This window comes from Paenibacillus sp. 2KB_20 (assembly GCF_052115765.1).
Lineage (GTDB): Bacteria > Bacillota > Bacilli > Paenibacillales > Paenibacillaceae > Paenibacillus_AQ.
This window is the reverse complement of record NZ_JBFRHH010000017.1, coordinates 60,079-86,823: the sequence shown is the minus strand read 5'-3', so window position 1 is coordinate 86,823 and position 26,745 is coordinate 60,079. Positions and strand designations below refer to the sequence as shown.

At 48.5% G+C, this 26,745-nt stretch carries 22 protein-coding genes and 1 riboswitch; of the genes, 8 read left to right on the top strand and 14 right to left on the bottom strand.

The genetic code is table 11. The features are described 5' to 3' along the window. Window positions 1-138: 138 nt before the first annotated feature. The 11 genes from AB4124_RS30165 to AB4124_RS30115 form a co-directional block, all read right to left on the bottom strand. Entirely contained in the window at window positions 139-978 is an 840-nt protein-coding gene (locus AB4124_RS30165) for a sugar phosphate isomerase/epimerase family protein (RefSeq protein WP_441975109.1), read from the bottom strand. Between the two features lie 3 nt (window positions 979-981). Next, entirely contained in the window at window positions 982-2,055 is a 1,074-nt protein-coding gene (locus AB4124_RS30160; RefSeq protein ID WP_441975108.1) for a Gfo/Idh/MocA family oxidoreductase, read from the bottom strand. 405 nt (window positions 2,056-2,460) lie between these two features. Beyond that, window positions 2,461-3,480 (bottom strand): galactose/methyl galactoside ABC transporter permease MglC, encoded by a 1,020-nt coding sequence (gene mglC / locus AB4124_RS30155; RefSeq protein ID WP_100537674.1) that lies wholly within the window; start codon window positions 3,478-3,480, stop codon window positions 2,461-2,463. Beyond that, entirely contained in the window at window positions 3,458-5,014 is a 1,557-nt protein-coding gene (locus tag AB4124_RS30150) for a sugar ABC transporter ATP-binding protein (RefSeq protein WP_441975107.1), read from the bottom strand. The genes mglC and AB4124_RS30150 overlap by 23 nt, the downstream gene beginning before the upstream one ends. Window positions 5,015-5,109: 95 nt before the next feature. Continuing rightward, a complete protein-coding gene (locus AB4124_RS30145; RefSeq protein ID WP_372238789.1) occupies window positions 5,110-6,135 on the bottom strand; it encodes a galactose ABC transporter substrate-binding protein in 1,026 nt (341 codons plus the stop codon). Window positions 6,136-6,334: 199 nt separating this feature from the next. Beyond that, window positions 6,335-7,336, bottom strand: a complete 1,002-nt coding sequence (locus tag AB4124_RS30140) for a substrate-binding domain-containing protein (protein ID WP_441975106.1) — start codon at window positions 7,334-7,336, stop codon at window positions 6,335-6,337. Then, a complete protein-coding gene (locus tag AB4124_RS30135; RefSeq protein WP_441975105.1) occupies window positions 7,329-9,158 on the bottom strand; it encodes a cache domain-containing sensor histidine kinase in 1,830 nt (609 codons plus the stop codon). The genes AB4124_RS30140 and AB4124_RS30135 overlap by 8 nt, the downstream gene beginning before the upstream one ends. A gap of 6 nt (window positions 9,159-9,164) precedes the next feature. Then, complete coding sequence (locus tag AB4124_RS30130; protein ID WP_441975104.1) at window positions 9,165-10,799, bottom strand: response regulator; 1,635 nt, start codon at window positions 10,797-10,799, stop codon at window positions 9,165-9,167. A 199-nt stretch (window positions 10,800-10,998) separates the two neighbouring features. Continuing rightward, window positions 10,999-12,357, bottom strand: a complete 1,359-nt coding sequence (locus AB4124_RS30125; protein ID WP_441975103.1) for an MATE family efflux transporter — start codon at window positions 12,355-12,357, stop codon at window positions 10,999-11,001. 321 nt (window positions 12,358-12,678) lie between these two features. Next, on the bottom strand, window positions 12,679-13,839 hold the full coding sequence (gene purT / locus AB4124_RS30120; RefSeq protein WP_215163008.1) for a phosphoribosylglycinamide formyltransferase 2: 1,161 nt from the start codon (window positions 13,837-13,839) through the stop codon (window positions 12,679-12,681). Window positions 13,840-13,919: 80 nt separating this feature from the next. Then, a riboswitch (ZMP/ZTP riboswitch) is annotated at window positions 13,920-14,000 on the bottom strand. A gap of 63 nt (window positions 14,001-14,063) precedes the next feature. After that, window positions 14,064-14,939 carry a LysR family transcriptional regulator gene (locus AB4124_RS30115; RefSeq protein WP_441975102.1) on the bottom strand — a complete coding sequence of 292 codons (876 nt, stop codon included), beginning with the start codon at window positions 14,937-14,939 and terminating at the stop codon, window positions 14,064-14,066. A 111-nt stretch (window positions 14,940-15,050) separates the two neighbouring features. Here AB4124_RS30115 and dapA point away from each other — a divergent pair, with 111 nt between their 5' ends. The 3 genes from dapA to AB4124_RS30100 all read left to right on the top strand — a co-directional run bounded on the left by dapA (window position 15,051) and on the right by AB4124_RS30100 (window position 18,116). Then, entirely contained in the window at window positions 15,051-15,950 is a 900-nt protein-coding gene (dapA, locus tag AB4124_RS30110; protein ID WP_441975101.1) for a 4-hydroxy-tetrahydrodipicolinate synthase, read from the top strand. Between the two features lie 243 nt (window positions 15,951-16,193). Further along, entirely contained in the window at window positions 16,194-17,636 is a 1,443-nt protein-coding gene (locus AB4124_RS30105; protein WP_441975100.1) for an ATP-binding protein, read from the top strand. A gap of 27 nt (window positions 17,637-17,663) precedes the next feature. After that, window positions 17,664-18,116, top strand: coding sequence for a hypothetical protein (locus tag AB4124_RS30100; RefSeq protein WP_076321779.1), 453 nt, complete (start codon window positions 17,664-17,666; stop codon window positions 18,114-18,116). A 30-nt stretch (window positions 18,117-18,146) separates the two neighbouring features. Here AB4124_RS30100 and AB4124_RS30095 read toward each other — a convergent pair whose 3' ends face one another. After that, window positions 18,147-18,779 carry a YdcF family protein gene (locus AB4124_RS30095; protein WP_441975099.1) on the bottom strand — a complete coding sequence of 211 codons (633 nt, stop codon included), beginning with the start codon at window positions 18,777-18,779 and terminating at the stop codon, window positions 18,147-18,149. Between the two features lie 145 nt (window positions 18,780-18,924). Then, window positions 18,925-19,446: a GNAT family N-acetyltransferase gene (locus tag AB4124_RS30090; RefSeq protein ID WP_339265614.1), complete on the bottom strand. Its 522-nt coding sequence runs from the start codon at window positions 19,444-19,446 to the stop codon at window positions 18,925-18,927. Between the two features lie 820 nt (window positions 19,447-20,266). On the opposite strand from AB4124_RS30090, the gene AB4124_RS30085 reads away from it, so the two are divergent. The 4 genes from AB4124_RS30085 (at window position 20,267) to AB4124_RS30070 (ending at window position 25,357) form a co-directional block, all read left to right on the top strand. Continuing rightward, on the top strand, window positions 20,267-21,439 hold the full coding sequence (locus AB4124_RS30085; protein WP_441975098.1) for an ROK family transcriptional regulator: 1,173 nt from the start codon (window positions 20,267-20,269) through the stop codon (window positions 21,437-21,439). Between the two features lie 18 nt (window positions 21,440-21,457). Continuing rightward, window positions 21,458-22,738 (top strand): hypothetical protein, encoded by a 1,281-nt coding sequence (locus AB4124_RS30080; protein ID WP_441975097.1) that lies wholly within the window; start codon window positions 21,458-21,460, stop codon window positions 22,736-22,738. 1 nt (window position 22,739) lies between these two features. Next, window positions 22,740-23,921 (top strand): MFS transporter, encoded by a 1,182-nt coding sequence (locus AB4124_RS30075; protein WP_215163016.1) that lies wholly within the window; start codon window positions 22,740-22,742, stop codon window positions 23,919-23,921. 227 nt (window positions 23,922-24,148) lie between these two features. Next, window positions 24,149-25,357, top strand: coding sequence for a peptidase (locus AB4124_RS30070; protein WP_441975096.1), 1,209 nt, complete (start codon window positions 24,149-24,151; stop codon window positions 25,355-25,357). Window positions 25,358-25,478: 121 nt separating this feature from the next. Here the strand turns inward: AB4124_RS30070 and AB4124_RS30065 are convergent, their stop codons facing one another. Further along, window positions 25,479-26,198 carry a YebC/PmpR family DNA-binding transcriptional regulator gene (locus AB4124_RS30065; RefSeq protein ID WP_076321809.1) on the bottom strand — a complete coding sequence of 240 codons (720 nt, stop codon included), beginning with the start codon at window positions 26,196-26,198 and terminating at the stop codon, window positions 25,479-25,481. A 179-nt stretch (window positions 26,199-26,377) separates the two neighbouring features. Here AB4124_RS30065 and AB4124_RS30060 point away from each other — a divergent pair, with 179 nt between their 5' ends. After that, window positions 26,378-26,719, top strand: coding sequence for a LysR family transcriptional regulator substrate-binding protein (locus tag AB4124_RS30060; protein ID WP_441975095.1), 342 nt, complete (start codon window positions 26,378-26,380; stop codon window positions 26,717-26,719). Window positions 26,720-26,745 lie beyond the last annotated feature (26 nt).

Sequence of the window (26,745 nt, the reverse complement as noted above, 5' to 3'; positions counted from 1 at the left end):
CTTATTGAATCCTTCATCAGTACAAATCAACTTTAACATAAGACCCCATTGTAACTGAAACTTGTGAAGATTCAATGAGGATGAACCAAGAAGCCCATAACATTCATGGGTGTTGCTGTTATTGCGTTGAAGTTCGTGTCATAACATGGCCGCTGTGAATTGGGTCTTCAGATAAGAGACGCTTTGCGGCACCTGACGTTCATGCAGGCCATGAAGAATCAGCGGACCCTTGAAATGATAAGCGTGCAGCAATTTCATGTAAGCTTTATAATCCAGTTCACCGGTTCCTGCAGCCGTATAATGGAGTCCGTCTACGGTCGAATAATCCTTGGCATGTGCAATAATGACATGTTCGCTGAGCAGTGACAGCGCTTGACCGATAACTTCTGCCAGGGGCCTCCTCTCAGTCGGACTGAACAAGTTCGCTGCATCCAGAACGACCTTTAACCGGGGAGAATCCATCGTATCCAGCAGCCGTCTGGCTTTGACAGCATCGCTGATCACATTGGCAGGCTCAGGTTCAATAGCCAGTTCCAGCTCGAACTCCTCTGCCATATTCACTACTTCACGCAGGGTCGTTAGCAGGTCATCCCACGCTTCCGGTGAATCGTTATCCGGATGCCTTCTCCACATATCGATTGGATCTCTCGTGCCTGTGCACAGGGTAATGACTGACGTCCCCATTGAATGGCACATCGCTGCCAAATGGCGAAACCGGCGAATGTCATCCTGCACGCGCTGCCGGTCCGGGTGAATCATATTGAAGGTTCCGGAAACTGCGGCCATATGAAGATGCCGCTTCTTACATTCTTCTCTTATTTGCACCGCGGTTTCCAATTCGATCTCGTCCGGCAACGACCGAAGACCGGCGCAGGTAAGATTGAATTGAATCACACTCAGTCCGTTTGCTTTCACTGCGTCCAAATTTTCCTCCAATGTAGGTCGTTCAAACGTCTTGGAGAAAATGCCCAGCCTCATGCCTCATACACCTCCCGTTACATCAGCCAGCTTCACCGTATTCCCACTCTCCACCGATCGTGCAATTGCCGCCATGGCACGCATGGCTGCCACTCCATCCTCCAGATTGGCCCCTCGCATGGGTGCCTGCTCCATAATCGTATCCGCAAAGGCTTCAACCTGCAGCTTGAAGAAATGCGCATCTTCCCCGAGCGGACGATGATAACAACCGTCGCGTGAGGAGAATACCTCGACGTCGCTGGACTTAAAAAGCCAAGGATTATAGGTCTTGCCAATAACGCTTCCGTGTTCGCCGTAGATCTGAAAGCCCTCATGCCAGTCCATCCGCACGGCAACCGTTAGATCCAGATGTCCTACAGCGCCCGAGGCATACTGCACCGTGACAAACCAGTTATACGCTCCGAACTTTTGCGTGTTCCAGGCTGTAACGCTATTCATCTCTCCACCTAAAAATCGAGCCGTATCCACCAGATGGCTGCCATGTGTCAGCATGAAGTAACGCAGCTTATCCAGCTTGGGATTGCCTTCCGGCCTTAAGGCATTCGGACTAAGCTGCACCATGGGCTGCACGTTACCGGTGACCGTATATCGGTAGGTTGAGTCGCAGTACCACGCTTTCAGCGCCAGCATCTCACCCATTTCTTGATCAATAAACTGCTTGGCATACGCGATGCCGGGGTCAAAGCGCTTCATATTGCCGATTTGGACAATACATCCGGAATGCCGTGCCTTCCGCTGCAATTCCTCACACTGTTCTACGGTGACCCCAAGAGGCTTCTCCACTAGAACATGTTTTCCTGCTTCGATGGCTTTAAGAGCGGCTTGCACGTGAAATTGATCCGCGATGCCAATGATGACAGCCTCTACCTCGGGATCGGCCAGCATCTTGTCATAATCATTGTAGATCTTGGAAGGCCGGTGGATTTCGGCCATGCGGTTCAGCAAATCCTCCGCGACATCGCAAATCGTGTATAGCCTCGCATTGTGCGCTCTCCGGCAAGCCTCGAAATGTCCGTACTGCGATATGGGACCACAGCCCAGCACGCCGATATTTAATTGTTTTTTACCTGTAGTCATGACGGCACCTCCTGTAATGGATGATTATAAGAAAAACGTCTATCGACGTACTTTCTCAGAAGACAGACCGCGGGTATAGGATGTTTTTCTTGCGATATCAGGAAGGCCCGTGCTTCGAAGTTTATACTTTCTGATATCTAAAGAAAAACGTCTATCGACGTACTTTCTCAGAAGACAGACCGCGGGTATAGGAAGTTTTTCTTGCGATATCAGGAAGGCCCGTGCTTCGAAGTTTATACTTTCTGATATCTAAAGAAAAACGTCTATCGACGTACTTTCTCGGAAGACAGACCGCGGTTAGAGGAAGTTTTTCTTGCGATATCAGGAAGGCCCAAGCCTCGAAGTTTATACTTCCTGATATCTTTACAAAAGCCGCGGGATATATTCCAGCGGCTTCTTTTCCTTTTATTTTTTGGCCATATATTTGCGAATATCAAACGCGACTGCTGCTACGATAATAAGCCCTTTAATGATCAATTGCCAGTATGGGCTGACGCCGATAAAGGTTAATCCGTAATTGATGACGCCGAAGATAAGAACCCCGGCCATCACACCTGGCACCGTACCGATGCCTCCCGCAGTGGATACCCCGCCAACCACGCATGCGGCAATCGCATCCAATTCATACATATTGCCGTAGTTATTCGTCGCGCCCCCGGTTCTCGCAGCCTCCAGTACACCGGCGATGCCATACAACGCACCGGAAATCGCGTAGATCGCTATAAGATTACGGGCTACATTGATCCCCGATACATGCGCTGCTTGCACGTTGCCGCCGATGGCATACATGTTTTTGCCGAGCCGGGTTTTGTTGAATATGACCCAGCAGATGAACGCAACGAAGACGGCGATAATGACGATGTAAGGGAGTGAATATCCGCCGCCGAAGTCAATGTAGCCGCTGCCCCACACGGTAAAGTCCGGTCTCAAGCCGCCAATCGGCTGGGATTGGTTCGGCTCCATATCAAAATAGATGGAATTGATGCCGTAAATGCCGACCATCGTACCGAGCGTGGCTATGAATGGCGGCACATGCAGTTTAGCTACAATGAAACCATTGATTAACCCAACGATAAGCCCCGCTAATATACCGATAAGAATCGGCAATACAACCGATACTTGGGGCAGGTCCGGGAAGAAGCGGTTTGCGTATACATCCGTTTGCAGCATGGAAGCCGATACAACCGCCGTTAATCCGACAACGCGTCCTGCGGAGAGGTCAACCCCGCCGGTGATCAGAATGAACGCCGCGCCAAGGGCGATAATTAATCGGGTGGAGGATTGCTGCAAAATATCCCGCAGCGTGGAGAAGGCCAGAAAATTGGGATCTGCGACTGCAATCCCGACAACAAGTAATATCAATACTACAAATATGGCGCGCTGCGCCAAATAATCTTTCACCTTACCGATGGTTTGCGTATTCATCGACTTCCCCTCCCGAATCAGCTGACCGCTGCTGTGCGGCAAGCCGCATGATTTCCTCTTCACTTGCTTCCTGCCCTGCGAGAATTCCCGTCAGCCGCCCTTCGCTCATCACCATGATTCGGTCGGACATTCCGAGCAGCTCGGGCATTTCGGAGGAAATCATAATAATGCTCTTTCCTTGCTTGGCTAACTGCGTAATGATCGAATAAATCTCAAACTTAGCGCCCACATCGATTCCACGTGTCGGCTCATCCAGCAGAAGGATTTCAGGCTCAGTCAGAAGCCACCTCGCCAGCAGCACCTTCTGCTGATTGCCACCCGACAGGTTCCGTATCTGGGTATGGACCGATGGCGTTTTGGTTCTCAGCTGCTCCACGTTCGTTCGCGCATCCTCGATTCCTCTGCGTTCATTTAACAGAAACGCGAAGTTCTGATACCTGCGAAGATTGGCAATGACGGTATTCTCATAGACCGAGAGAACCGGGAATATGCCAGTAACTCTGCGCTCTTCAGTCAGCAGCGCCATGTTATTTTTCTTGGCATCAGAGGGTGATTTGATCTTTACCAGTTTCCCGTTAATCGAGATGGTTCCGGATGCCACCGGACGAAGCCCGAATATAGCTTCAACCAGTTCCGTTCGCTGTGCACCGACAAGGCCGCCAATACCCAGGATCTCTCCCCGTCTTAGCTCGAAGGATACATTCTGAAACGATTTCGGATTCGTGGAACTTAATTGGTGGACCTGCATCCGGGTTTCGCCGGGAACGTTCGTCCGTTCAGGATAGCGCTCCGTCAAGTCCCGCCCCACCATACGGGTGATAATCAAATCGGTCGTCAGCTCGCCGGCTTGCCAGGTTCCCACATATTTCCCATCGCGCATGATCGTCACGTCATCGGATATGCGCAAAATCTCTTCCATTTTGTGCGAGATGTAGACAATCGACACGCCTTGCGAACGCAGCCTGTTCATGATGCTGAACAGATGCTCCACCTCATTCCCGGTCAGCGATGAGGTCGGTTCGTCCATGACAATCACCTTGGAGTGATAGGACACGGCTTTGACAATCTCAAGCGATTGGATCTTGGATACAGAAAGCGCTCCTGTTCTTGCCCTGGGATCAATATCGATATCGAGCTCGCGAAACAGGCGGAGTGTATCTTCTGCCATCTGTTTCTCATTCACGAATTTCAAAGGCCAGAAGCCCGCCATCGGAAATCTTCCAAGCCATATATTCTCCATCACGTTGCGATGCGGCACGGGATGAAGTTCCTGATGGATCATGGATATTCCATGATTCAGTGCGTCCTTGGAGCTGTTGATGGCTACCTTGCTGCCGTTTAAATAAATATCACCTTCATCAGGCTTGTATATGCCGAATAAACATTTCATCAACGTTGATTTACCTGCCCCATTCTCGCCCATAAGAGCATGCACGGTGCCTGGTCTCACCTTGAATGTTACGTCGTTTAGCGCCTGAACGCCGGGAAACGCCTTCGATATATTCCGCATCTCCAGCACATACGGTTCCGTCACCTTCGGGATACCTCCTTCGCTAGCCGGATCGAAAAAAGCCGAATATAAAGGGACAACGCTTTGATTAGCCGCTGCCCCCTCCTATAACCCTGCTATTATTTCGCGTCGGCGATATTGTCCTTCGTTATTTTTTTGTAAGCGATCCATACGTATTTGCCGTCGGTAATATCAAATCCGGTGTTGTCCTTGTTCGGCGTTTCCCCTTTGGATAGTGCTGCGGCAATCGCAACAGAAGCTTTGCCCTGGCTCTTGGCATCATTAAGCACGGTGCCGAGAAGCGTGCCATCTTCCAGCGCCTGAATAGCCGGAGCTGTCGCATCTACGCCCACGACCGGCATATATTTGTCGCCGCTGAAGTAACCCGCTGCTTTCAATGCCTCAATAGCGCCGAGCGCCATATCGTCATTGTTTGCCAGAACCGCTTCAATCTTGTCGCCATGGGATGCAAGGAAGGCTTGCATCTTTTCCTGTCCTTTCACGCGGTCCCACATGGCGGTATCCACCGCTAGCGCTTCGACTTCTATCCCCGCATCTTGAATCGCCTGGACGGAGAATTTGGTTCGCAGCTCGGCATCCTGATGCCCCGGCTCACCCTGCAGCAATACATACTGCAGCTTGCCATCCCCGTTCTTGTCCGCCTTTGGATTGGCCTTCCAATAATCGACAATAAGCTGACCCGAAATCGTTCCGGATTCCTCCGCTTTCGCCCCTACGTAATACACCTTATCCCATTTGTTCATGTCTTCCGCGATCGGCTCCCGATTCAAGAAGACCACTGGTGTATTCGCAGTTTTAGCCTTATCGATAATGACACCGGCCGCCGTCCGATCCACCGGGTTGATAATCATGGAGCTGTATTTCTTTGAAATAAACAGATCGATTTTCTCATTTTGAGTTGGCTGCGCATTTTGGCTATCCACGATATCCAGTTTGGCTACGCCATTCGCTGCATCGGACATCGCATTCCGAACGCCTGTCATGAACGTGTCGTCAAACTTATAAATCGCCACCCCGACTTGAGGGGTGCTGCCACCCGCCGCTTCACTTCCCTTGCTATCGCTGCCGGTTGAACTGCTCCCGCCATTATTGCATGCCGCCGTGGTCAGCATCATGCCGGCCATAAGGATTATCAGCCATTTTTTCTTCACCTGGGTTGACCTCCCTTGTTTCATTCGAATTTTCAGTGACGGGTACGGCATTTATATGCCATATCTCACTGTCTACCGCCATTATGCCGCAAAGCTCCTGACATTCGAATTCAAAATCCTCATGCTTTCTAGCAAAATTCTCATCACTTTACTTCTAAGCATCGCATCTTCTTTACTTCACAAATGGAAATAGCACCTTCTGATTATCCATCCAGAACATGTTGTCGGCATCAATTACCTTGGTCTCTATCACAATCGGCTTGTCATATTTCGAACCATCTAAGACCTTCACGGCCTGTTCTACTCCCAGATAACCCGTGCTGAACCCGTTCTGCACAACGAGCTTATGAAGGATGCCATCCTGCAGAAGCTGAAGCTGCTCCAGATCACTTCCGAAGGTGACAATCTTGATCTTCCCCTGAACTTTCCTTCTCGCGACTTCTTTGGCCGCTCCCAAGGAAGCCTGAATATCAAGAGCCAGAATCCCGTCGACCGATTCCCGGTCCAGCAGCTGCTTGGCTGCCTGCCAGCATGCATCTTCACGTTTGCCGCACGCAGCTCCGTCCGCGATTTGAATCCCGCTCATTTCCGACAGTACACTTTTGGCGCCCTCTTCGCGGGCCATTAGGTCGGGATCCTCCCTGTCGGATCGAAGTATGGCGATAACACCCCGACCTTCAAGTAAGTCAGCCAGCTGCTCACCCGCCTTGCGTCCGGCCACCTCATTATTGATTGCAATGGCGGACAGGACACCTGTGGTCATTCGCTCATCATTCAAAGCAATGACAGGGACATCAGCCGCTGATGCCTGATCCCCTAATTTCTGCAGTACGGCTTCGGATGCCGGATCGATCAAAATCGCGGAGGAGCCTTTCTCCAGCACCTTCAATGCAGCTTGCAGTTGCTCCGCTTCATCGTCACTTGGCTCCAGCGGGATATAATCGAGCACCAATCCATTTTCCTTGGCAGCCGCCTCGGCGCCTAATCGGATGGCATCCCCCTGCTCTTCGGCGTGTATGGGAGCCACGAGGGCAATATGCCGGAGTTCGGGCTCATTCTCATCCATGGTTGCGCCTGATGAACACGATGTTAAGAGGATCAAGGATAGGATAAGCACAACGAGACAGCCCTTAGGTACAACCGGTATCCGTACCACACGATGAATTCTAATCATTCTCCCGCCCCTCCCCCTTGTCGTGAATGACCGGAATCCGTATGCGAACGGTAGTGCCCACTTCGAGCTCACTCTCAAACTCCAGACCGAAACGATGCCCATAATACAATTGGATGCGGTCATGAACATTTCGAACGGCCACGCCGGAGCCTGCCGTATTGATAAATCGAGCCGGATTTTGACGCAGTGCTTCAACCTCCAATATCCTTTCAAGCATCTCGGGGGACATCCCGACTCCATTGTCCTTCACCGTCATCTCCAATAGGTCACCTTTGATAGCAGCCGTTATGTGAATATGTCCATGATCCACCATATACTCGATGCCATGTACAATGGCGTTCTCGATTAAAGGCTGAAGCACCAGCTTTAGCGTGTAACAAGACTGCGCCGCTTCATCCGCTTCGATCATAAAATCGAATTTCTGTTTATATCTCATCTGTTGGATGGTCAAATAATGCCTTGCATGTTCCAACTCCTCACGGACGCTTATCGATGTTTTTCCTTTACTCAAGCTCAAACGAAACAGCTTCGACAAGGAAGTAATCATCGTAATGACCTCCTCCTTCTTGCTCATGCCCACCATGCGGACCACCGAATTCAAGGTGTTATATAAAAAATGCGGGTTGATCTGAGCCTGCAAAGCTTCCAGCTCGTATCTACGCTTCGATTCCTGCTCCTTCACAATCTGCTTCATGAGCTGCCTGATCTTATCCAGCATCAGATTGAAGCGGCTGGACAACTGTACCACTTCCAGCGGCCCCTGCATCGGGAGCTCCACATTGAAATCACCCCGTTCCACTGCCTTCATCGTTCTGCCCATCCGGCGGATGGGGCGGGTCAGCATAGCCGAGAGAATCAGGGAAACCACGATGGCTAGCACCAGAACAATCGCCACAACCTGAACCAGATAACGATTGACCTCTTCTCTTGTGGTCATGATTTCATCCAAATAGGAAACCCCAACGATTTTCCATCCGATATTAACGACCGACTTCACCGTATTCAGCCGCTTGACTCCATCCGATTCATCAATGTAACTGTCCGAAGAAGTAAGTGCCCGTTCTACGCTCTCATTCCGAAGCCCCATGTAAATTAACTGCTGCTGGGGATGATACACGATGTTTCCCGCTCCTTCATCGATGATGTACGCATACCCTCGCTTCCCCAGGCTGATGCGGCTGCTCAGCTCATCGATCTTCTTGAAGTTGATATCCACCAGCAGAATGACATACGTCGGCTCTCCGTTATGAACAACCGTAATTCCTTTGCTCATCGTGACCACCCATTTAAATGTATGGTCGTACAAATTCTGAACATGCGGCAGCGAGAAGCTCAGATGGTTGGAGACTCTCATGGCCGAGTGAAACCAGCTCTGCTCCGTCACCCTGGCGCTGGGCTTAACCGGCATGGCCGGGTGGTTCCTCAGCATATCGCCCTGTTCATTAAATAAAGCGATGGAGACGATGTCATCCCGACTTCGCATGATGGTGTTCAACTGTTGAGTCACCTGCTCATCGTCCCATTGCCCGTCCGCGAGCATATTTTCCTCAATGGCCCGATACAGCTGTGCCATCCCGTCCACATAATCCTCGAGATTATAGCTGACCTGATCCACGATTTGCTGGGCATTCAAAAACACGCTTTGCTCCGCCGATCGCGAGAATTTATTGAACAACAGAACAGCTACCACGATCACGATAAGCAGAATAAATGCCGAGAAGGACCACATGATGATCGATTGAATGCTGTGTGCGCGAAATCGCCTAACCCAACGCTGAATGGTTGGTTTAAACGAGTCCCGCTTAGCATACGTGATTTTCACCGAGTTCTACCCCCTCGCTTGTGTCCGGTATTCCTTGGGTGAGATGCCGACCTGCTTCTTGAAGCAGAAGCTGAAATAATTCGGATCTGCAAATCCGACACGCTCCGCGATTTCGAACGCTTTAAGTTCCGATGATCGAAGAAGCTCTTTGGCCGTTTCCATCCGAAGCTGCATCAAATACTGCACGTAGGTCATTTTGACTTCTCTTTTGAACACAGCGCTAAAATAGCCTGTACTGATATGAAGCTGCACGCACAGCTCCTGCAGCGATAGCTCCGAGTCACCGTAATGCTCCCGGGTATATTGGAGTGCCTTCTCCACGATGTCTTTGTACGCATGCTGCCTGGAGCTGGCGATATGCTTGCGTATAGTCAAACAGACATCCTGAAGCCAGGCTTTAGCCTCCTGCAATCCGGAAAACTTGAAAATCTCCGCATGCAGCTGAGACCCTGCGCCGAACAACGCCTCGATCTCAATCCCGGATTCTTGAGCCGATCTCAATATAGCCGTTACAACCTCCAAAAGGTATACCTGAACGTCCTGAATGGTACAGGAGGCACCCATGAGTTCATCAAATATGTGCGAGATTGCTTCAGTTAATTCCTCTTCCGTTCCGAGTTTTAGACTGCGGATCAGCGCTTGCTCCTTTAATTCATCCAGACGAACTCCCTCCGGTCTCGGGCGCTCAACATCATCAATGAAGATGACTTTCTCGGCACCAAGAATCAACCGGTAGTCGAGCGCCAGCAGCGCATCCTGATAGGAATACTTAAGGTCGGACAGACTCCGCACCATAGAGCCCACTCCAATCGTAACCGGGAGCTTCAAATAATGAAGAATGCTTTTTAACAAGCGGTCAAGTGTCATCTGCAGCTCGCTAAACCACGCTTCGTTTTCGCTCTCGTCATTCGTAATCAACAGCACAATGCTGTCCTGATATATGAATACGCTTCCAAAAAATTCGGGATCCAGCAGCTCCTTAGCAATGTTCAGCATGGCATGCAGCATTAAATCCAAGTCTCCCGAATGGCGAAGGGAAGTTGAGGACGTATGCTCCTTATCTACAGAAGCGGGATATAATGCCATAACCGCAGCCAGGTAACTCCCCCCATTCAAAGACAAACCGTAATTTCGAGTCTTCTCCTCAATGATCGAGCGGGGCAATTTCCGGGTGAGCAGAGACGCAAGAAACGATTCCCGAAGCAAAGGCAAGCTCGTGCGGTAATGCTCCTTCAACTGGCGCACATCCTCACGCTCCGTAACCTCCATATCGATCTTGTCTTTGATCTTCCCCAATAGCTCCGTGAAGCTTTCGGCAGAGAATGGCTTCAGCAAATACTCGTCCACGCTAAGCGTAATCGCTTGACGGGCATAATCAAATTCATCGTATCCGGTTAAGATCACGATTTTGCACAGCGGCTGAAACTCTCTGAGCCACGAGGCCAACTGGAGCCCATCCTGAAACGGCATACTGATATCGGTAATGACGACATCCGGCTCCAATCGCTCCGCAAGCTCCATGGCCTCTCTCCCGTTCTCCGCCGTTCCCTCGATCGTAAATCCGCAGGCTCCCCACTGGATTTCCTGCACGAGTCCCTCCCTAACATCGGCTTCATCGTCCACTAACAGCACTTTATACAAGGCAACCTCTCCTGTTCTAATCTGTCAAATTAGTTAAAAGAATCTAATGTGATCTTACCCCGGCGCATCCAAATTTGGAATGCATCTTTTTTCAAGCTTGATGAAGCAAAAAAAAGAACGAATGCATGGCTCTTGAACAACAGAATGATTTCTGTTCATTAAGTCATGATTCGTTCTGATTTCAATTGTGTAAAAATCCTTACGCCTGAACAGGTACGGAGACGGGTTTAGCAGGCGCGCTTAATCTTTTAATGCTCAGGTAATAGGCAATGCCGAGCGGAATGACGGCTCCGAGCCAAGCCAGCGGATTTGCCAGGCTTGCGCCGAGGAACCCGATCTGCGCGGTCAGGAAGATGGCTGCCAATACCCGCATAATCAGTTCCATAATGCCGGCTACGGTTGGGATAAAGCTCTGCCCCAGTCCCTGCAGCGTGAAGCGGTAGATGAACAACAGCGACAGCAGCAAATAGGTGCTGCCGTTCGATAAGAAATACAGCCTGCTAAGGGACAGCAATTCTTCCTCTCCTTGACCGACAAAGAGGCTGACGGCTGCAGGACCCGCAAATATAACCAGCAAGCCCACGGCGAGGCTGAAGGATCCCGAGACCCATATGCATTGTTTAACTCCAAGCTTGATTCGGTTTATGCGATTCGCTCCGAAGTTCTGGGCAGCAAAAGTCGCCATCGTAATGCCAAAGGAACTCATGGGTTGCGTAGCAAGCATGTCAATCTTCTGAGCTGCCGTATAGGCGGCTACGGCCGTTGCCCCAAGACCGTTAAGCGTAATCTGTAGAATGATGGCTCCGATCGCTATGATGGAGGCTTGGAAGCCCATCGGGAAACCGACCCACATATGCTTGCGTATAAATGTCCAATCGATGGACCAATCGGCATTCTTGAACTGCAGAAGCGGAACCTTTTTGTGAATGTATAATAAGCAGAGCAGGCAGGAGAACAGCTGCGATACCACCGTGGCAAGGCCTGCTCCGGCTACGCCCATCTTGAATATAAGAATAAACAACAGATCGAGTACGATGTTCAGAATGCTTGCGACCACCAAGAAGAGAAGCGGCGTCCGGCTGTCCCCAAGTGCTCTGAGCAGGTTAGCCAGCAAGTTGAACAGAACGGCTGCGCCAACACCCCAGTTAATGACGATTAAATACGAATAAGCATCATCCAAGATTTCTGCCGGCGTGTTCATCATGACGAGAACAGGCCTCGTGAATATAACACTCACAATGGTAAGGAAAACCGTGAATATAAGACTAATCCATATACTTGTTCCCACGCTTTTTCGAACGCCCGCGATATCCTTAGCGCCAAAGCGCTGCGCCGTTATGATGGACAAACCTGCCGTCAAGCCTTGGGCAAAGCCAATAACAAAAAACAATATACTGCCTGTCGAGCCCACAGCCGCAAGTGCGTTCACACCAATAGTACGACCCACGATCAGGGTATCCGCCATATTATAAAATTGTTGAAAAATATTTCCGATCAAAAGCGGGATCGTAAACATGATAATCAGCTTGATCGGACTTCCTTGCGTCATGTCTCTCATGTAGATTCTCCTATGCCGTCTTATACGTTCCTCTTTATATTTATTTGATATTATGACGTTACAAGCCTTGCCTATATAGCATCGCCTTGAAAACATTATAATGGGTGAGGGTCGTTTGTATTCTTGTGTATCTTATCATGAAAGAACATAAATTACTGCATATTTATCATCAAAACTAAAACAAGAACAGGTTATCAGCATTTGAACCGTTCGTAGCCGATTTTGATCCATGATCTTTCCATAACAGAAGAGGCCAACCGGTTATTCCGGTTGACCTTTTCAACATAATATAATGAGCTATATCAATGGAATCCCGATGATTTATGCTTCTTCAACAGCAAGCTTATCCAAAGCCAGCTTCGCACGCGAACGGGCTTCCTCCACTGTGCCGGCGGTTGACAACGCAACTGCGATCCGTCTTCCGATCTTGGTCACCGGTTTCCCAAAAATGCGCAGCTGCGTATTCGGAACAGCCAGTGCTTGCTCGGCGCCGGTAACTGTATAATTCTCCAGCTCTCTCGCCGCTTTTAGCGGACGGCTGGCTCCCGGCGTTATCAATTCGATCTCCGGGATCGGAAACCCAAGAATGGCACGGACGTGAAGCGCGAATTCAGATAAATTTTGCGTGACCAGTGTAACCAACCCGGTATCATGCGGTCGCGGAGACACCTCGCTAAAATACACTTTATCCTCAGTCAGGAACAATTCAACCCCAAACAATCCATAACCGCCAAGCTCATCGGTAATCTTCCTTGCAATATATTTAGCTTCCTCGATTTGCTCTTCCGACATATTGTGTGGCTGCCAGGATTCGATATAGTCCCCGCTCTCCTGAATATGTCCGATTGGCGCACAGAAGCTTGTTCCATTGACGGAACGAACGGTCAGAAGCGTGATCTCCGACTGGAATATAATGAATTCCTCAATGATCACTCTTCCGTTCTGCACACGGCCGCCCTCCATGGCGATGTTCCAGCAGGACTCGATATCTCCTTCGCAGCGGCATACGCTCTGGCCTTTACCTGAGGAGCTCATCAGAGGTTTAATTACACATGGAAACCCCATGTCCAGAACAGCCTGTTTAAACTCCTCATAAGTATCGGCAAATCGATAGCCCGCAGTAGGCAGCCCTAACTCCTCTGAAGCTAACCGGCGAATCCCTTCTCGGTCCATCGTAAGCTTTGCAGCTCTGGCAGTAGGAATGACCCGGTACCCCTCTTCCTCCAGCTTAACCAGTTCCGAGGTAGCCAGCGCCTCGATCTCAGGTACGATCAGGTCCGGCTTCTCCTGCTCAATGATTGCGCGCAGTTTCTCCCCATCCAACATATCGATGACATGGCTATGATCGGCAACATGCATGGCAGGAGCGTCGGCATAACGATCGACGGCTATGGTTTCCACACCCAGTCTCTGTGCCTCAATCACGACTTCTTTTCCCAGTTCTCCCGAACCTAGCAGCAGTATTTTTTTCGTTTTTAACATCGTTGTTTTATCCCCTTTTCGTAGTTTCAGAGACTTATAGAATCAGAAATAATAAAGAGGTAAGGGAAATAAGCTTCCCTTACCTCTGCCCAGGCGTACGGCCGTCGTCATCTATGTGCTCCCTCATGGTCCCCCATGCTGCGCCAGTCACACATAAACCTATACATTGTTATTTAAATCATACTGAATCTTCCCGTTAATTGCAATATCACCATTAGGCGACATTAGGATTTAGACTTCAGCATATCGATCGCATCCTTCAGCGATTGAGAAAACCACTTCTTGGGGTGAATAACCAACTGAATGTCCAGTCGAATGTCGGAATGCGCAAAGGGAAGAATCGCAAGCTCACCACGTTTGATTTCCTCCTCTGCTACCATTTTCGGCAATAATGAGATGCCCGTACCGGACATCACATATCTCTTGATTGCCTCCGGATTGCCCAATTCCAGGCCTATTCGCATTGGAACTCCGCTAGCACGCAGCACCTTTTCCAACATCATGCGGTAATTACAACTATCCTCGGGCATAATCCATTCGGCATCAGCCAGGTGTTCCAGCTCTATGACAGGTTTAACAAGAAGCGGATGATTCGGATGGGCAATCAGCAGAAGGGGCTCTTCCCGAATGGCGATCCAATTCAAGGAGGAATCCTCTGGTTTTCTATCCAAAATAAGACCGAGATCATACTCGCCCTCTCTCACCTTACTGATAATGCTATCTTCACGATCCGGTTGTATGCGGATGACAAGATCTTCATGCCTTTGTTTCAGCTGGTGAATGACGGACGGAAGAAAATAAGCTGCCAGCGAGTCTATCGTTCCGATCGATAAGGTGCCTCCACCTTGCTTGGTCAGCTTTTCCTTCGACTGCTGAAACAGATCCAGCATTTGAACGGCATACTTAAACAGCTCCTCACCGGACTTCGTCAGGCGCAAGCCTCTGCCATACCGCTCAAACAGCTTGACGCCATATTCCTTCTCCAGCTTCTGAATCTGGGTGGTTACGCTGGATTGAGCATAACCCAACTCATTCGCGGCTTTCGTAAAACTCTGGCGAATCGCAACCTCCCTGAAGGTTTGCAGGTAGATGAGTTCCATCGCTATCTCCTTATCAATAATATTGATAGTAATTATCTATTATTATAGATAACTCCGATCTTAATTCCCATGTTAAAGTATAGCCATCACACATGAATTGGAGGAAAGGTTATGTTGAGTCAGCAAGAACTGCATGGCATTTTTGTTCCTGTGATCACTCCCTTTTTACAGGATTACGAACTGGATCTTCCTTCTTATCGTCATTATTTGAAGAGTTTGTTATCCTACGATATTCAGGGATTGGTCATCAACGGAACGACCGGTGAAGCGCCGACCGTAGCTTGGGAGGAAGTCGTGCAGGTTGTGGAGGAAACGCGGGGGAGTCTGGGCGGACGGCTATTGCCGCTCATCATTGGTACCGGTACGAACGATACGGTATCCAGCATAAAGCGAACGGAACTGGCAGGCCATATCGGTGCTGATGCGGTATTGGTCGTCACGCCGTATTACAGTCGCCCTTCGATCGATGGCATTCTGCAGCATTTCCGAAGGGTGGCCGAGGTTGGGATCCCGGTAATTCTGTACGAAGTTCCATCGCGTACTGGAATCCGGTTACCGGTTGATGTCATAAGAAGAATCATGGAGATCCCCGGCGTGATCGGGATGAAAGACAGCACTGAGAGTACGGAGCTCATGAGAAGCTTATCCCATTATGATACGAAGCCCGTTCTATGCGGCAACGATGTCCTCTTTCATGAAATGCTGGTTCATGGAGCCTCTGGTGGAATATTGGCGTCGGCCAATGTGAATACCGAGGTTTTCATTCGGGTGTTTCAATTAGCTGCCCAAGGAGATTACTCTCGATCCGAAATGGAGTTCGAAGGCCTGCTTCCCTACATTCGTAAGCTGTTTGAAGAATCCAATCCCGCTCCGCTAAAATGGTTGCTTGCCAAGCAGGGTATCATCTCATCGGACACCCTTCGACTGCCTATGGGACCCATTACGGAAAAGCTTAAGCTCTCATTAGATCATGCAATTCAACAACTGAAAAACACCAACTTCTCGGTGTGACCCGCTTTCTCCTGGAGAACGGTTAGGCGTACTCGCTGCCTTGCCATTCTTAAGCTGAATGATTCATATTATGGGGCATGCACACTTTCAATTCAGGACAAATGTGATGGATGATGCAGATATTTATGCGAAAGTATGAAATTCCTGCTTAGATCTATCGCTTTAAAGGATTGATGAATGATTTCGACCCACTTATAATATGGGTACATTCAATCCTCCCAAAATTTTGAAAGGAGATTTGCAGTGCTGCCCTATTCCAGCCCTAATCATGATTTTGCCTTTGAACAATCTGTAATCGGAATGGCAATGGTATCGCTTGATGGAACGATTCTCAAGGTGAATTCGGCACTATGTGATCTATTGGGATACACACAGCAGGAGTTAACTGCCGGGGCGCCGCAAGAAGAAAACAGCTTCCGCGAATTACTGAATCGAGTGGTTCAGAACGCAAAAGCTGCACATGGGCTTCAGCAATCCCTAATCCCGTTTGAATATGCTTATTGCCATCCGTCCGATCGCGAGTTATACCTTAATGCACGTTGCAGCGTTGAGCAGGATCCGGAGCAGGGTCCCAAGGGATATTTGGTACAATTTGAGGATCGAACGCTGCTGAGACAGCTCATGAAACAGCTGGACCAGAAGGAACAGAAGCTCAACGAGAAGGAACATTCGTTTCTGCAGCTGCTGGAAGGACTTCCCCTCTCCGTACTCATCACAAAAAAAGGCTTTGTCCACTATGTTAATCCTGCCGCGCTCAGACTTGTTAACGCTGCGCATCCCCGTGACGTCCTTGGAATTTCAACTGACGTGATCGTCGACGCATCGTACCATAACGCATTGATGAAACGCAGGGCAAAATATGCGGAGAACGGAGAGCTCGGAAGCTTCAATTATCTGATACGCTGTCTGGACGGACAAAAGAAGATGGTCACCGGGTTCACGTTAATCATCAATTATGAAGGCGAGAAGGCCGCTGTCGGCATCTTTAAAGACATCACAGAGCAGCGGGCAGAAGAGGATCGCGTGATGCAATCCGAGAAGCTGACCACCGCCGGCCAGTTGGCCGCTGGCATTGCCCATGAAATTCGGAATCCATTAACTTCGATTAATGGATTCGTGAAGTTGCTGCGATCAGCGGAACGCAGCAACGAGCTCTATTTTGAAATCATTGAATCGGAGCTCAAACGCATCGAGCTCATTGTCAATGAACTCCTGGTCCTCTCGAAACCGCAGGGCGTTCACATCAGCGGACCCATCGACGTGTTTGCCATTATGGAACAGATCATTACGCTGATGAAGGTTCAAGCTGCCCTCAAAAATATCGAGATCATCCCACATTATCCGAGGGTTCCGGTCTTCGTTCAGGGTGAAGTAAACCAGCTCAAGCAAGTATTCATCAATCTGCTAAAAAATTCCATCGAAGCGATGAATCAAGGTGGTACCATTACCTTAGACATTTTGCACAATTCTCAAGAGGTTCAAATTATCGTGCAGGATGAAGGGGTTGGAATGACGCAGGAGCAGATCCAATCTCTGGGACAGCCCTTTGTTACGACCAAAGACACCGGGACAGGACTCGGAATGATGATTACTAAGAACATTATTCATAATCATGGCGGAACGATGAACGTAGAGAGCATACCTGATCACGGGACAACCTTTACGATCCATTTACCGGCTTTATAACGCATACATATTATCGGAGGAAAAGGCATGGACAATCAGGAACCAAAAACACATAAACAATTTGCGATGGACTGCTTCAATCAGGTATGGGATATCTTGGAGAACAAACAACGTACACCGGAAGACGAAGAAAACATGATTCACATATGTCACAGCTCGTTTTGGCACTGGACACGGGTTGAAGATCATACACAGCGCAACCTTTCCATTGGATATTGGCAGCTCTCCAGAGTGTATGCGGTAGCGGGTCAAGGCGAACAAGCACTGCGTTATGCCAAGCGCTGCATCATTGTCGGATCATCGGCAAGCCTCGAACCATTCTATATAGGTTACGGGTATGAAGCGGAAGCCCGAGCCTATCTGGTCCTGGGAAACAAGGAGCAAGCTATGGCGTCCAAAGAAAACGCGACAAGGTATCTCGATAGGGTAACCGACAAGGAGAGCCATCAGATGCTTGCGAACGATCTCAAGAATCTGTAATAGCACACGGCCTTCCTCTGGGCAGACCCTTTATCGGAATGGTGCAGCCAGTTGATAACCGACATAATAAAAGACTTCTCTGATTAAAAAGGGGACTCTGCTTCTCAGACTCTGATACGCGCTCTGAGATGCGGGTGAAGGATTGGCTTCCAGCCCCAAATCTTCTGCCATCATCATCGCCCGCTTCATATGCAGCGGGTCACTTACAATAAGGTAGGAGGACAGCCCTGCTGAATCTCCTACCTTATTGGCATAATGCAGATTTTGCTCGGTGATCCTCGAAGCCGTTTCGATAAGGATATCGCTCTCTGGAACACCGTGCTTGATGGCATACTGCCTGGCGACTTCCGATTCAGCAAGTTCATCCTCCGAACTACGTCCACCTGTAAATATCAGCTTGTTTACGAACTGACGGTCATACAGCCAAAGTGCATGATCAATGCGTCCCTGAAAAACAGGCGAAGGCTTTCCATCCCATACTGCAGCCCCCAGCACTATTGCTGCATCAGCCGGGATATTTACTATTCTTTGTGCGTAGTTCCAAATCGTGCTGCCCACATATATCGTATAAATCAGCAGGATTCCCATTAGTCCCAGCAAAACTCGAATCACGATACGCTTTCTTCTGCCCCCCGCTTCCCTTGCCGGCATATTTCGCATCATGTTGCACCTCCAAGCCCAATCTTAATCTAGCTAAGGCATCCGTTCTAAGCAAGCCGCCCTTATTCACAGATTTCAGAAAAAATAAGCCCAATGCACCTCATTGTTATGAGAGATACATTGGGCACAGCATGTTAAAACATCAGAACTATGAAATAGTACGCCATTCAGACTTTAGCATAGCATAGGAATACTCATCCCACCAAATATCGCCACGAGGGATACACTGTTGAAAATAGCCTTCTCTCCTCATGCCCAGCTTCTCCATCACCCGGTACGAGGGTGTATTCTCGGGCTGGCATGTCGCAATGATTCGATGCAACCCCAATACCTCGAAGCCGTGCTGAAGCAAAGCTCTGGCGGCTTCCGTGGCAAACCCCCTACGATGATAGGTCGAATTAAACACCCAGCCGATTTCATACGTATGTTCGCCGAACCATGGATGAAACACCATGTGACCAATCACATGCTGATCTTCCTGCAGCATAACCGCATAATGATGAGCTTTTTCGCCCTTGTTCTGCTCCAAAAATTGCTTCACTGTTTCTTCCGTATGCACCGGCTCAGGCATGTAATGCATCACCACCGGATCGGATGTATACTGCAGAACATCCTGCCAATCATCTGGTTCAAACTCGCGAATCACTAATCTTTCGGTAACGATATCCATTTGCCTAACTCCTCTTCAAGTTGTATTTAAGTGTCCTCATTCCTCACACTTCAATACAGAGGCAAATGCGATTCGCCGTATATGCAGATCTTTCTTGATAACGCCGGGTCACCCTCTTTCACTGTACAGACTACTCCGAATATATTCGCCCTAAATTATGAGACTCCTTCATAATATGTCAAATTTCCGGATATTTTGGCTGAGAATCGATTTCATTTTATCAAAATGCATGCCTTCATGATATAAGCAAAAGCTTAAGAATTCTTCTACCCTGGTTAACTTTAAACCTTTAGAGGTTGTATAGGGAGATAAAACCGTCTCGTGCAGATGCGCCCTGAACCTGTGTTCGATCCGCTGGACCTGACCCTCAAGCAGTTCAATAAATTCTTACATGGAAGGCCACGAAGCGCTAATCTCCCTTGGCTTAGAACCCGTCCGGAACAGCTCGGTATCATGCTCGGGAAGGTGCATTGTCTCTCCAGATAGAATGTTTGTTGCTGATTCAACTCGTCCAATAGCTGAAGCAGCGTTTCTTCCTTCACTGCGCTACCCCCTCGTCTTTTTTATCAATAACATGATCCTCCAACAATATGGTATCAGATATGCGACGACTTGAACGTGATCCAGTCGGCAACCATTTATTGTTTAATGAATTTCCATTGACACCGGTTTCATTAAGGATATATTATAAACTTAAATAGAGTTTTCCAATATTAATTCTTCATAAACGTTTTGATAATCCCACATCAATGTCCATTTAAGTTTATTTATTAAACTTAAAGGGCAGAGTGTTTAAAGAGGAAGGTAGTGATCGCACACAATGGAAGTACATTTGCCCAGCACGATTCGCAGGATGAACAAAGAGATTGTGCTCAACACCATTAAGGATATGGGACCTATAGCCCGGACCGACATTGCCAAAGAGACCGGGATAACCAAGGCAACCGTGTCCGATATCGTCAAGACACTCATTGAGGAGAAGTTAATTTTTGACGAGAAGGATGACGCCGATTTAAGCAAACGCGGCACAAGACTTCATTTTGCCAAGAACGCCGCCTTCGGTATCGCCGTTGATCTTGGGGGGACTACCCTCCATTTCGGACAATTCAATCTGGCCGGCGAATGCATCGCTAAGCATACCGTTGCTACTTATAAGCATCAGTCAAGCCGGGAATTTCTAGACCATATGGCAACCGACATCAAAGATTTCATTGAATCTACCAGACAGCCGGCCAACCGCCTCGCATTCATAAGTATTGCCACTCCCGGAATCGTTGATCCATCCTGCGGCATGGTCCTTGAAGGATCTCCCAACTTGCCGGAATGGAAGAACATTGATCTAAGGCAGTACTTTAGCAACGTATTTCAGGTACCCGTTACCGTTGAGAACGACGTGCGAGCTGCGCTTGTCGGCGAGATGTATGCCGGCGCGCTCCAGAATTTAAACTCTGCTGTGCTCATTGGCATTGGAACCGGGCTGGGTTCCGCTATTCTGATTGACGGCAAATTGATACGAGGTGCAAGAAACGCAGCAGGTGAAATTGGTTACATGCTGTTTCAGCAGCATCATTTGTATACCCCATCGGACAAGGGACACTTTGAAATTATATGTTCCGGTTCCGGTTTGGAAGCTGCTGCGCTTAAGATTTTCGATAAGAAGCTTACGGCTAAAGAAGTATTTGAGATGTCTGTGGAGGGAGATATCCAGGCACGTCATTTGGTTTCTAGATTCGAGGAGCATTTGGCCCTGGGCATTCTGAATATTATTTCCCTGCTCAATCCGGAGAAGATCCTGCTTATGGGTGGATTAACGCAATCCCTCTCGCTCGAAGGATTGAATGCCAAAGTGGGCCTCCACACTACGGACGTGACCGATGTTACGATCGAGATATCAACCCTACAGCATCAATCGGCACTGCAAGGCATAGCCATTCTGGGCTTAAAGCAAGCTTGCCCGTCACTTCAATATATGAATGACAAACAACTCTACTAACAGGAGCGTGATTATAAAATGTCAGGAATCCAATTGCACCCGCATGATATTGTAGACGAAGGTATACCGCAGATTATGTCTTATATTCGTAAGCTGAAGGATGTCCGTTACATCTTCCCTGAAGTTAATACCATTTTCGAACGAAATCCGAACCCTGTTGGCCGTTTACCGCGAAACGCCGTGCACGATGTTGTATTCGGTACGGGAACGATGCACGCCATCCTACCTTCTTATGAGGGCTCTGGACTTGATCAGCGAAGAGAACTCACCCTCAGCCCGGATCAGGACCCTTTGATGATGATTAAAGAATCACTGCAGGACGAAGAGTACGAAATTATCCCGTGGCTGAATATTTTAAATGGCCATTTTGAAGGCCGTTTGCTCGCCAACAACCTAGTTACGGATATGGATGGACAAGTCATACCTCACTGGCTCTGTCCCAATGCCCCTGATGTCATCGGCTTCTGGGAAACAGCATTGCTCGACTTGCGCAAGCGTTACGGATACACCACTTACATGATTGATCGCATCCGGTATCCGGATTGGGGCGGCGAAGAAGTGAACCCGAAAGGATTGTTAACTTGCTTCTGTCCACACTGCGAGAAGAAAATGCTGAAACAGCACATTGATGTAAGCGCCCTCAAGGATACGCTTAGACAATGGACCTCCCTAATTGCAGAGAAAAAATTCGAGGAAGCCGTAACGTTTGCCCAAAACCATGAGCTTATACAAGAATGGATCACGTTTCGTCAACGAAGCGTAACCGGCTTCGTGGAACGTCTCATCGATCGCGTAAGGAAAGTAAACGAAGACTTTACCTTGTGGCTGGATCTCTGGCCTCCTGCTTACAGCTGGATGCTCGGTCAGGATTATGCAAGCATCACGAAGTTTGCGCCCGCCTTGAAACATTTTCCGTATCATAAGTTGGGCGGCGGTGCGGACGTACAAGGGCTGATTCATTATTTAGCGGATACTGCAGAGGAACAGGAACGTGCATTCCGGGCTTTTAAAAGATTCTTTGAGCTTCCGTACGACCTGTCCTATGAGACGTTTAAGCGAGAAGGGTTCCCTATTCAATTTGTCGCTGATCAGAACAACAAGGTGCGAAATCTATCCGCCCCCGATACACGTATCTATAGCGGAATTCAGATGTGGAACATCTCTCCTCAGAATCTGATCGAGGCCGTGAAAGCCGGTGAGCGTAGTGCCGCAGATGAACTGCTGTACTACTGTTACGGCTGGGCTGCGGATGATCTGTTTGAAGCCATACAAACCTATCGAGAGAAAGGAATGAACTAGCATGCAAAAAATACAGCGCCCCATTATTTACTTTCTCATCTTTGCTACCATGTTTGTACTCGGCGGAATTCAGAACACCAAGGGTCTCATTCTGGAGAAGGTCCAGACCGATATCAATCTGGATCTCAGCCAAGTCGGCGTTATGGTATCCGTCTTTCAAGTAGGATTTTTGCTGGCAAGCCTTGTGGCCGGTATATTCGCAGACCGTAAAGGTATCAAGATCGTCATGACCTTCGGTACGGTTCTGATGATTCTCGGTTTAATCGGAACCGGCTCCTCCTATGCCGTGGCCTTCTTTCTCGGATTCTATCTGATTGTCGGTGTTGGTATCGGCTCCATGACAGTCTCTGTTGCGACGCTGATCCCCACCTTCTTCAAGGAACGATCCGGCGTGGTGTTCAACCTAGCCAACGCGTTATTCGGAGTTGGAATGATTGTTACTCCGCTCGTACTGAATGCGATTTTCTCTCACAACATCAGTTGGCGGATGTTCTATATCGGAGTAGCCGTCGTGATTGCCCTCATTCTGGCTGGACTTATGATGTTTAAACCGGAACGGAAGGTCGTCTCCGAAGGACAAGATAAAGTCAGCTTGATGTCGGTTGCAAGATTGTTTAAGGATCGCCAAATCTTATACGTCATTCTGTTCATTTTGTTCTATGTTGCAGCAGAAGCCGGATTCCTGAATTTCTTCCCTATCTTCTATACGTCGCTGGACATAGCCGGGATGGACGCGGCGCAGAAAGCCTCAACGGCAGCGTATATCATTGCCAGCTTTGCTTTCTTATTTACCATTGGACGTTTCGTGGGCGGGTTCATCATCTACAAGCTTGGCGAAAGACGCACCTTGATCGGATTCTCCGTATTCGCTTTTCTAGCCTTGATTCTCGGGCGGGTCCTGGTTGTGAACGCCAGCTATCTGATGATGCTGTTCGGACTTGCCCTGTCCGTATTGTTCCCGACGGCTCAGGGCATTGCTTCGAAACTCACGAAGCAGGCCGGGTCACTGCAAGGCCTCATCTACGTTGCCTCTGGTTTGGGAGGTGCCGTTGTTGGACTCTTGATCGGAGAAGTATCCGATTCCTTTGGCATTCAGCATGGATTTAATATGATCTTTCTTTTTACAGCAATTATTACAGTGTTGGCCCTGCTTATTCGCACCCCTGGACGGACAAAAGCCTAATCATTTCTGCATAATCATTACGCTCCCCAAGATCGCCCGCAGCATCGGGCGATCTTTTTATTTTTGGACTGCCACGATGCTCACAAGAGATTTTTCATCTTCTGTGCAACATTAGCACGTCCCGTCCGTCTATGGATATATAGCAGCAAGTACATTTTACCAATTCATGATAAGACTTAGCTGAATCCTAGCGTACTAGGATAATCTACATTTGGAGGATAACTACCATGAAAAAAATCTACAAAGTACTAGCAACCGCTACGGTTCTCGCGATGGCGGCAATGCCGATAGCAGCAAATGCACAGGACGTCCCTCCTGCTTCAGCCCATACGGGACAAGGTAACATCATGAACCAGGTGAAGAAGAGCGTGCCTGGAACGATGGGCTACATAACGGACTTCGTAAATGACAAAACAGGCACATGGATTACCGTAACCGGCCGGGGGTTGGCAGCAACCGATCAACAAGAAATCAGGCTCTCCGTATCCAAAGATACTAAAATCATCGATGCCCAAGGGAACCAGGTCCAGCTGCAAACGATCGTGGATAAAAACAAAGCGATAAAAGCTTTCTATAGCCCAAACATAACGAAGAGCTTACCCGCTCAAGGTTCGGCGCTTACGATTATTGTTCAGGATCACGACTTTGCCGTTATAGATGGAACTATCTCCGAGGTTAACAAACAAGGTATCCTTGTGGAGGGAACCAATCTGTACAACGACAGCCAAGAGACCATTCTGCTTCATCTGGATCCAAAAGCAAAAATCATCGATCAAAATGGCAACACAATGAAAGCAAGCGACCTGAAAACCGGCATGAGCATTCGTTCCTTCTATGGACCTGCCGTTGCGTTAAGCATGCCGCCTCAATCCTCAACGAATTATATACGGGTTGACACGAATGCCGAGAAGAACGATCAGGAGCAAGCAGCCGGCATTGACGGAATCCTTACAGAAGTGAAGGATGGAAGAATTGCGATTTCCGGTAAACCAACAAAAGCAGGTGACTTCGAATACGCCGTACTCGCTGTTGATGGCGACACAAAGATTGTAGATGCCGAGGGCAAACCATTAACAGCTGAAGCCTTGAAATCGGGTCTGTCAATCGAAGCTGAATACGTGTCCGTGATTTACCCTGCCCTGTCGCATGCAGATAAGATCGTGGTCTCCGATACCTCAGCGCCCAAAGTCGAAGGCACGATAACTGCATCCGAACGCACTTCTAAGGATCAACTGTATATCAATGTAGGTTCAGATCAATCCACGGATAACGATATCATCATCAACATCTCCAAGGATACTCAAGTGATTGGACTGAATCCCGACGAGAAGCTGGAACCCGGCATGAAAATCGTGGTCTTCCACTCCCCGATCATGACCATGTCCATACCCGCTTTCACTTCCGCCGAAGTGATTATGGTTCAAGCCGACAACTAAGCTGATGTTCTGGCTGCTTACCGTAGCTAAAATAAATCGCCAAAAAACAAAAAAACATCGTACTCAGGAATTCCTGAATACGATGTTTTTTTAATGTAGTAAGATATCAATCGTTACTTCACTATTCCTCAAATTCTACGTTGTGATATACCTGCTGAACATCCTCGAGGTCTTCCAATGCGTCGATCAGCTTCTCGAACTGTACCTGTCCTTCTTCCGGTAAGGTGACAAAATTTTGAGCCAGCATGGTAAGCTCGGCAACGGTAAACTCCGTAATTCCAGCGGCTTTGAATGCTTCCTGAACCGCATGGAACTGGTCGGGTTCGGCATAGACGATCACCGCTTCTTCCTCTTCCAGGATGTCTCGGACATCCAGGTCAGCTTCGAGCAGCAGATCCATGACTTCCTCTGCCGACTTACCTTCAACGCCGATTACTGCGGTTGGATCAAACATATAAGATACCGAACCGCTGACGCCCATATTGCCGCCGTTCTTATTAAAGGCAGAACGTACAGCAGGCGCCGTACGATTGACGTTGTTGGTTAAAGCGTCAACAATGATCATCGAACCATTCGGACCAAAACCTTCATAGCGCAGCTCTTCATAATTCTCATCCCCGCTGCCTTTGGCTTTATCCAAGGCACGGTCAATAATGGCTTTCGGCACATTGTATGTTTTGGCACGCTCAAGAACAACCTTCAGCGCACGGTTGGACTCGGGATCCGGCTCGCCTTTTTTGGCAGCAACATAGATTTCTACACCGAATTTCGCGTATACGCGACTTGTATTAGCATCCTTGGATGCTTTCTTTTCCTTAATATTATTCCATTTACGGCCCATACATTTCCGCTCTCTTTCATCATTGAATCTGTAGCCGGTATTCAATAAATACCCCTGTCCATTATATCTCTATTAAGTCCCTTGAACAAGGTTAAGAGCGTATATCCGGAAAATAGACACATCCCAGTAATCATCAATCCGTGATGATCGCCGACGAGTAAGATTATCTTTCCCATGCCATGCCCCAAGGGCACAGCCTCGCTGACCATACACCAATTAACTTGGATGAATTGAAGGATAAAACTTTTATTGACTTTAAGGAAGATTTTATATTCCAACAAATGAACGAGAAATTCTTGAAGGAGGCTGGAATTGCCCCGAGATATGTATGCCGGGTTGACGAACCTCCGGCCATTGCAAGTCTTGTTCGTGCTGGTCTTGGTGTTGCCCTCTTCGAATGTCTCAAAGGCACTTCCTGCTCATGTACAAATGCGGGAAGCGCTTTTTTCACAAAAAAAGTAGATGAAATAAAAAAACAGTTGATTATTTATAGACAAAATAATATTATGTCTATGTATTAAACAACGAAATGCGCATTCGCTTGTTT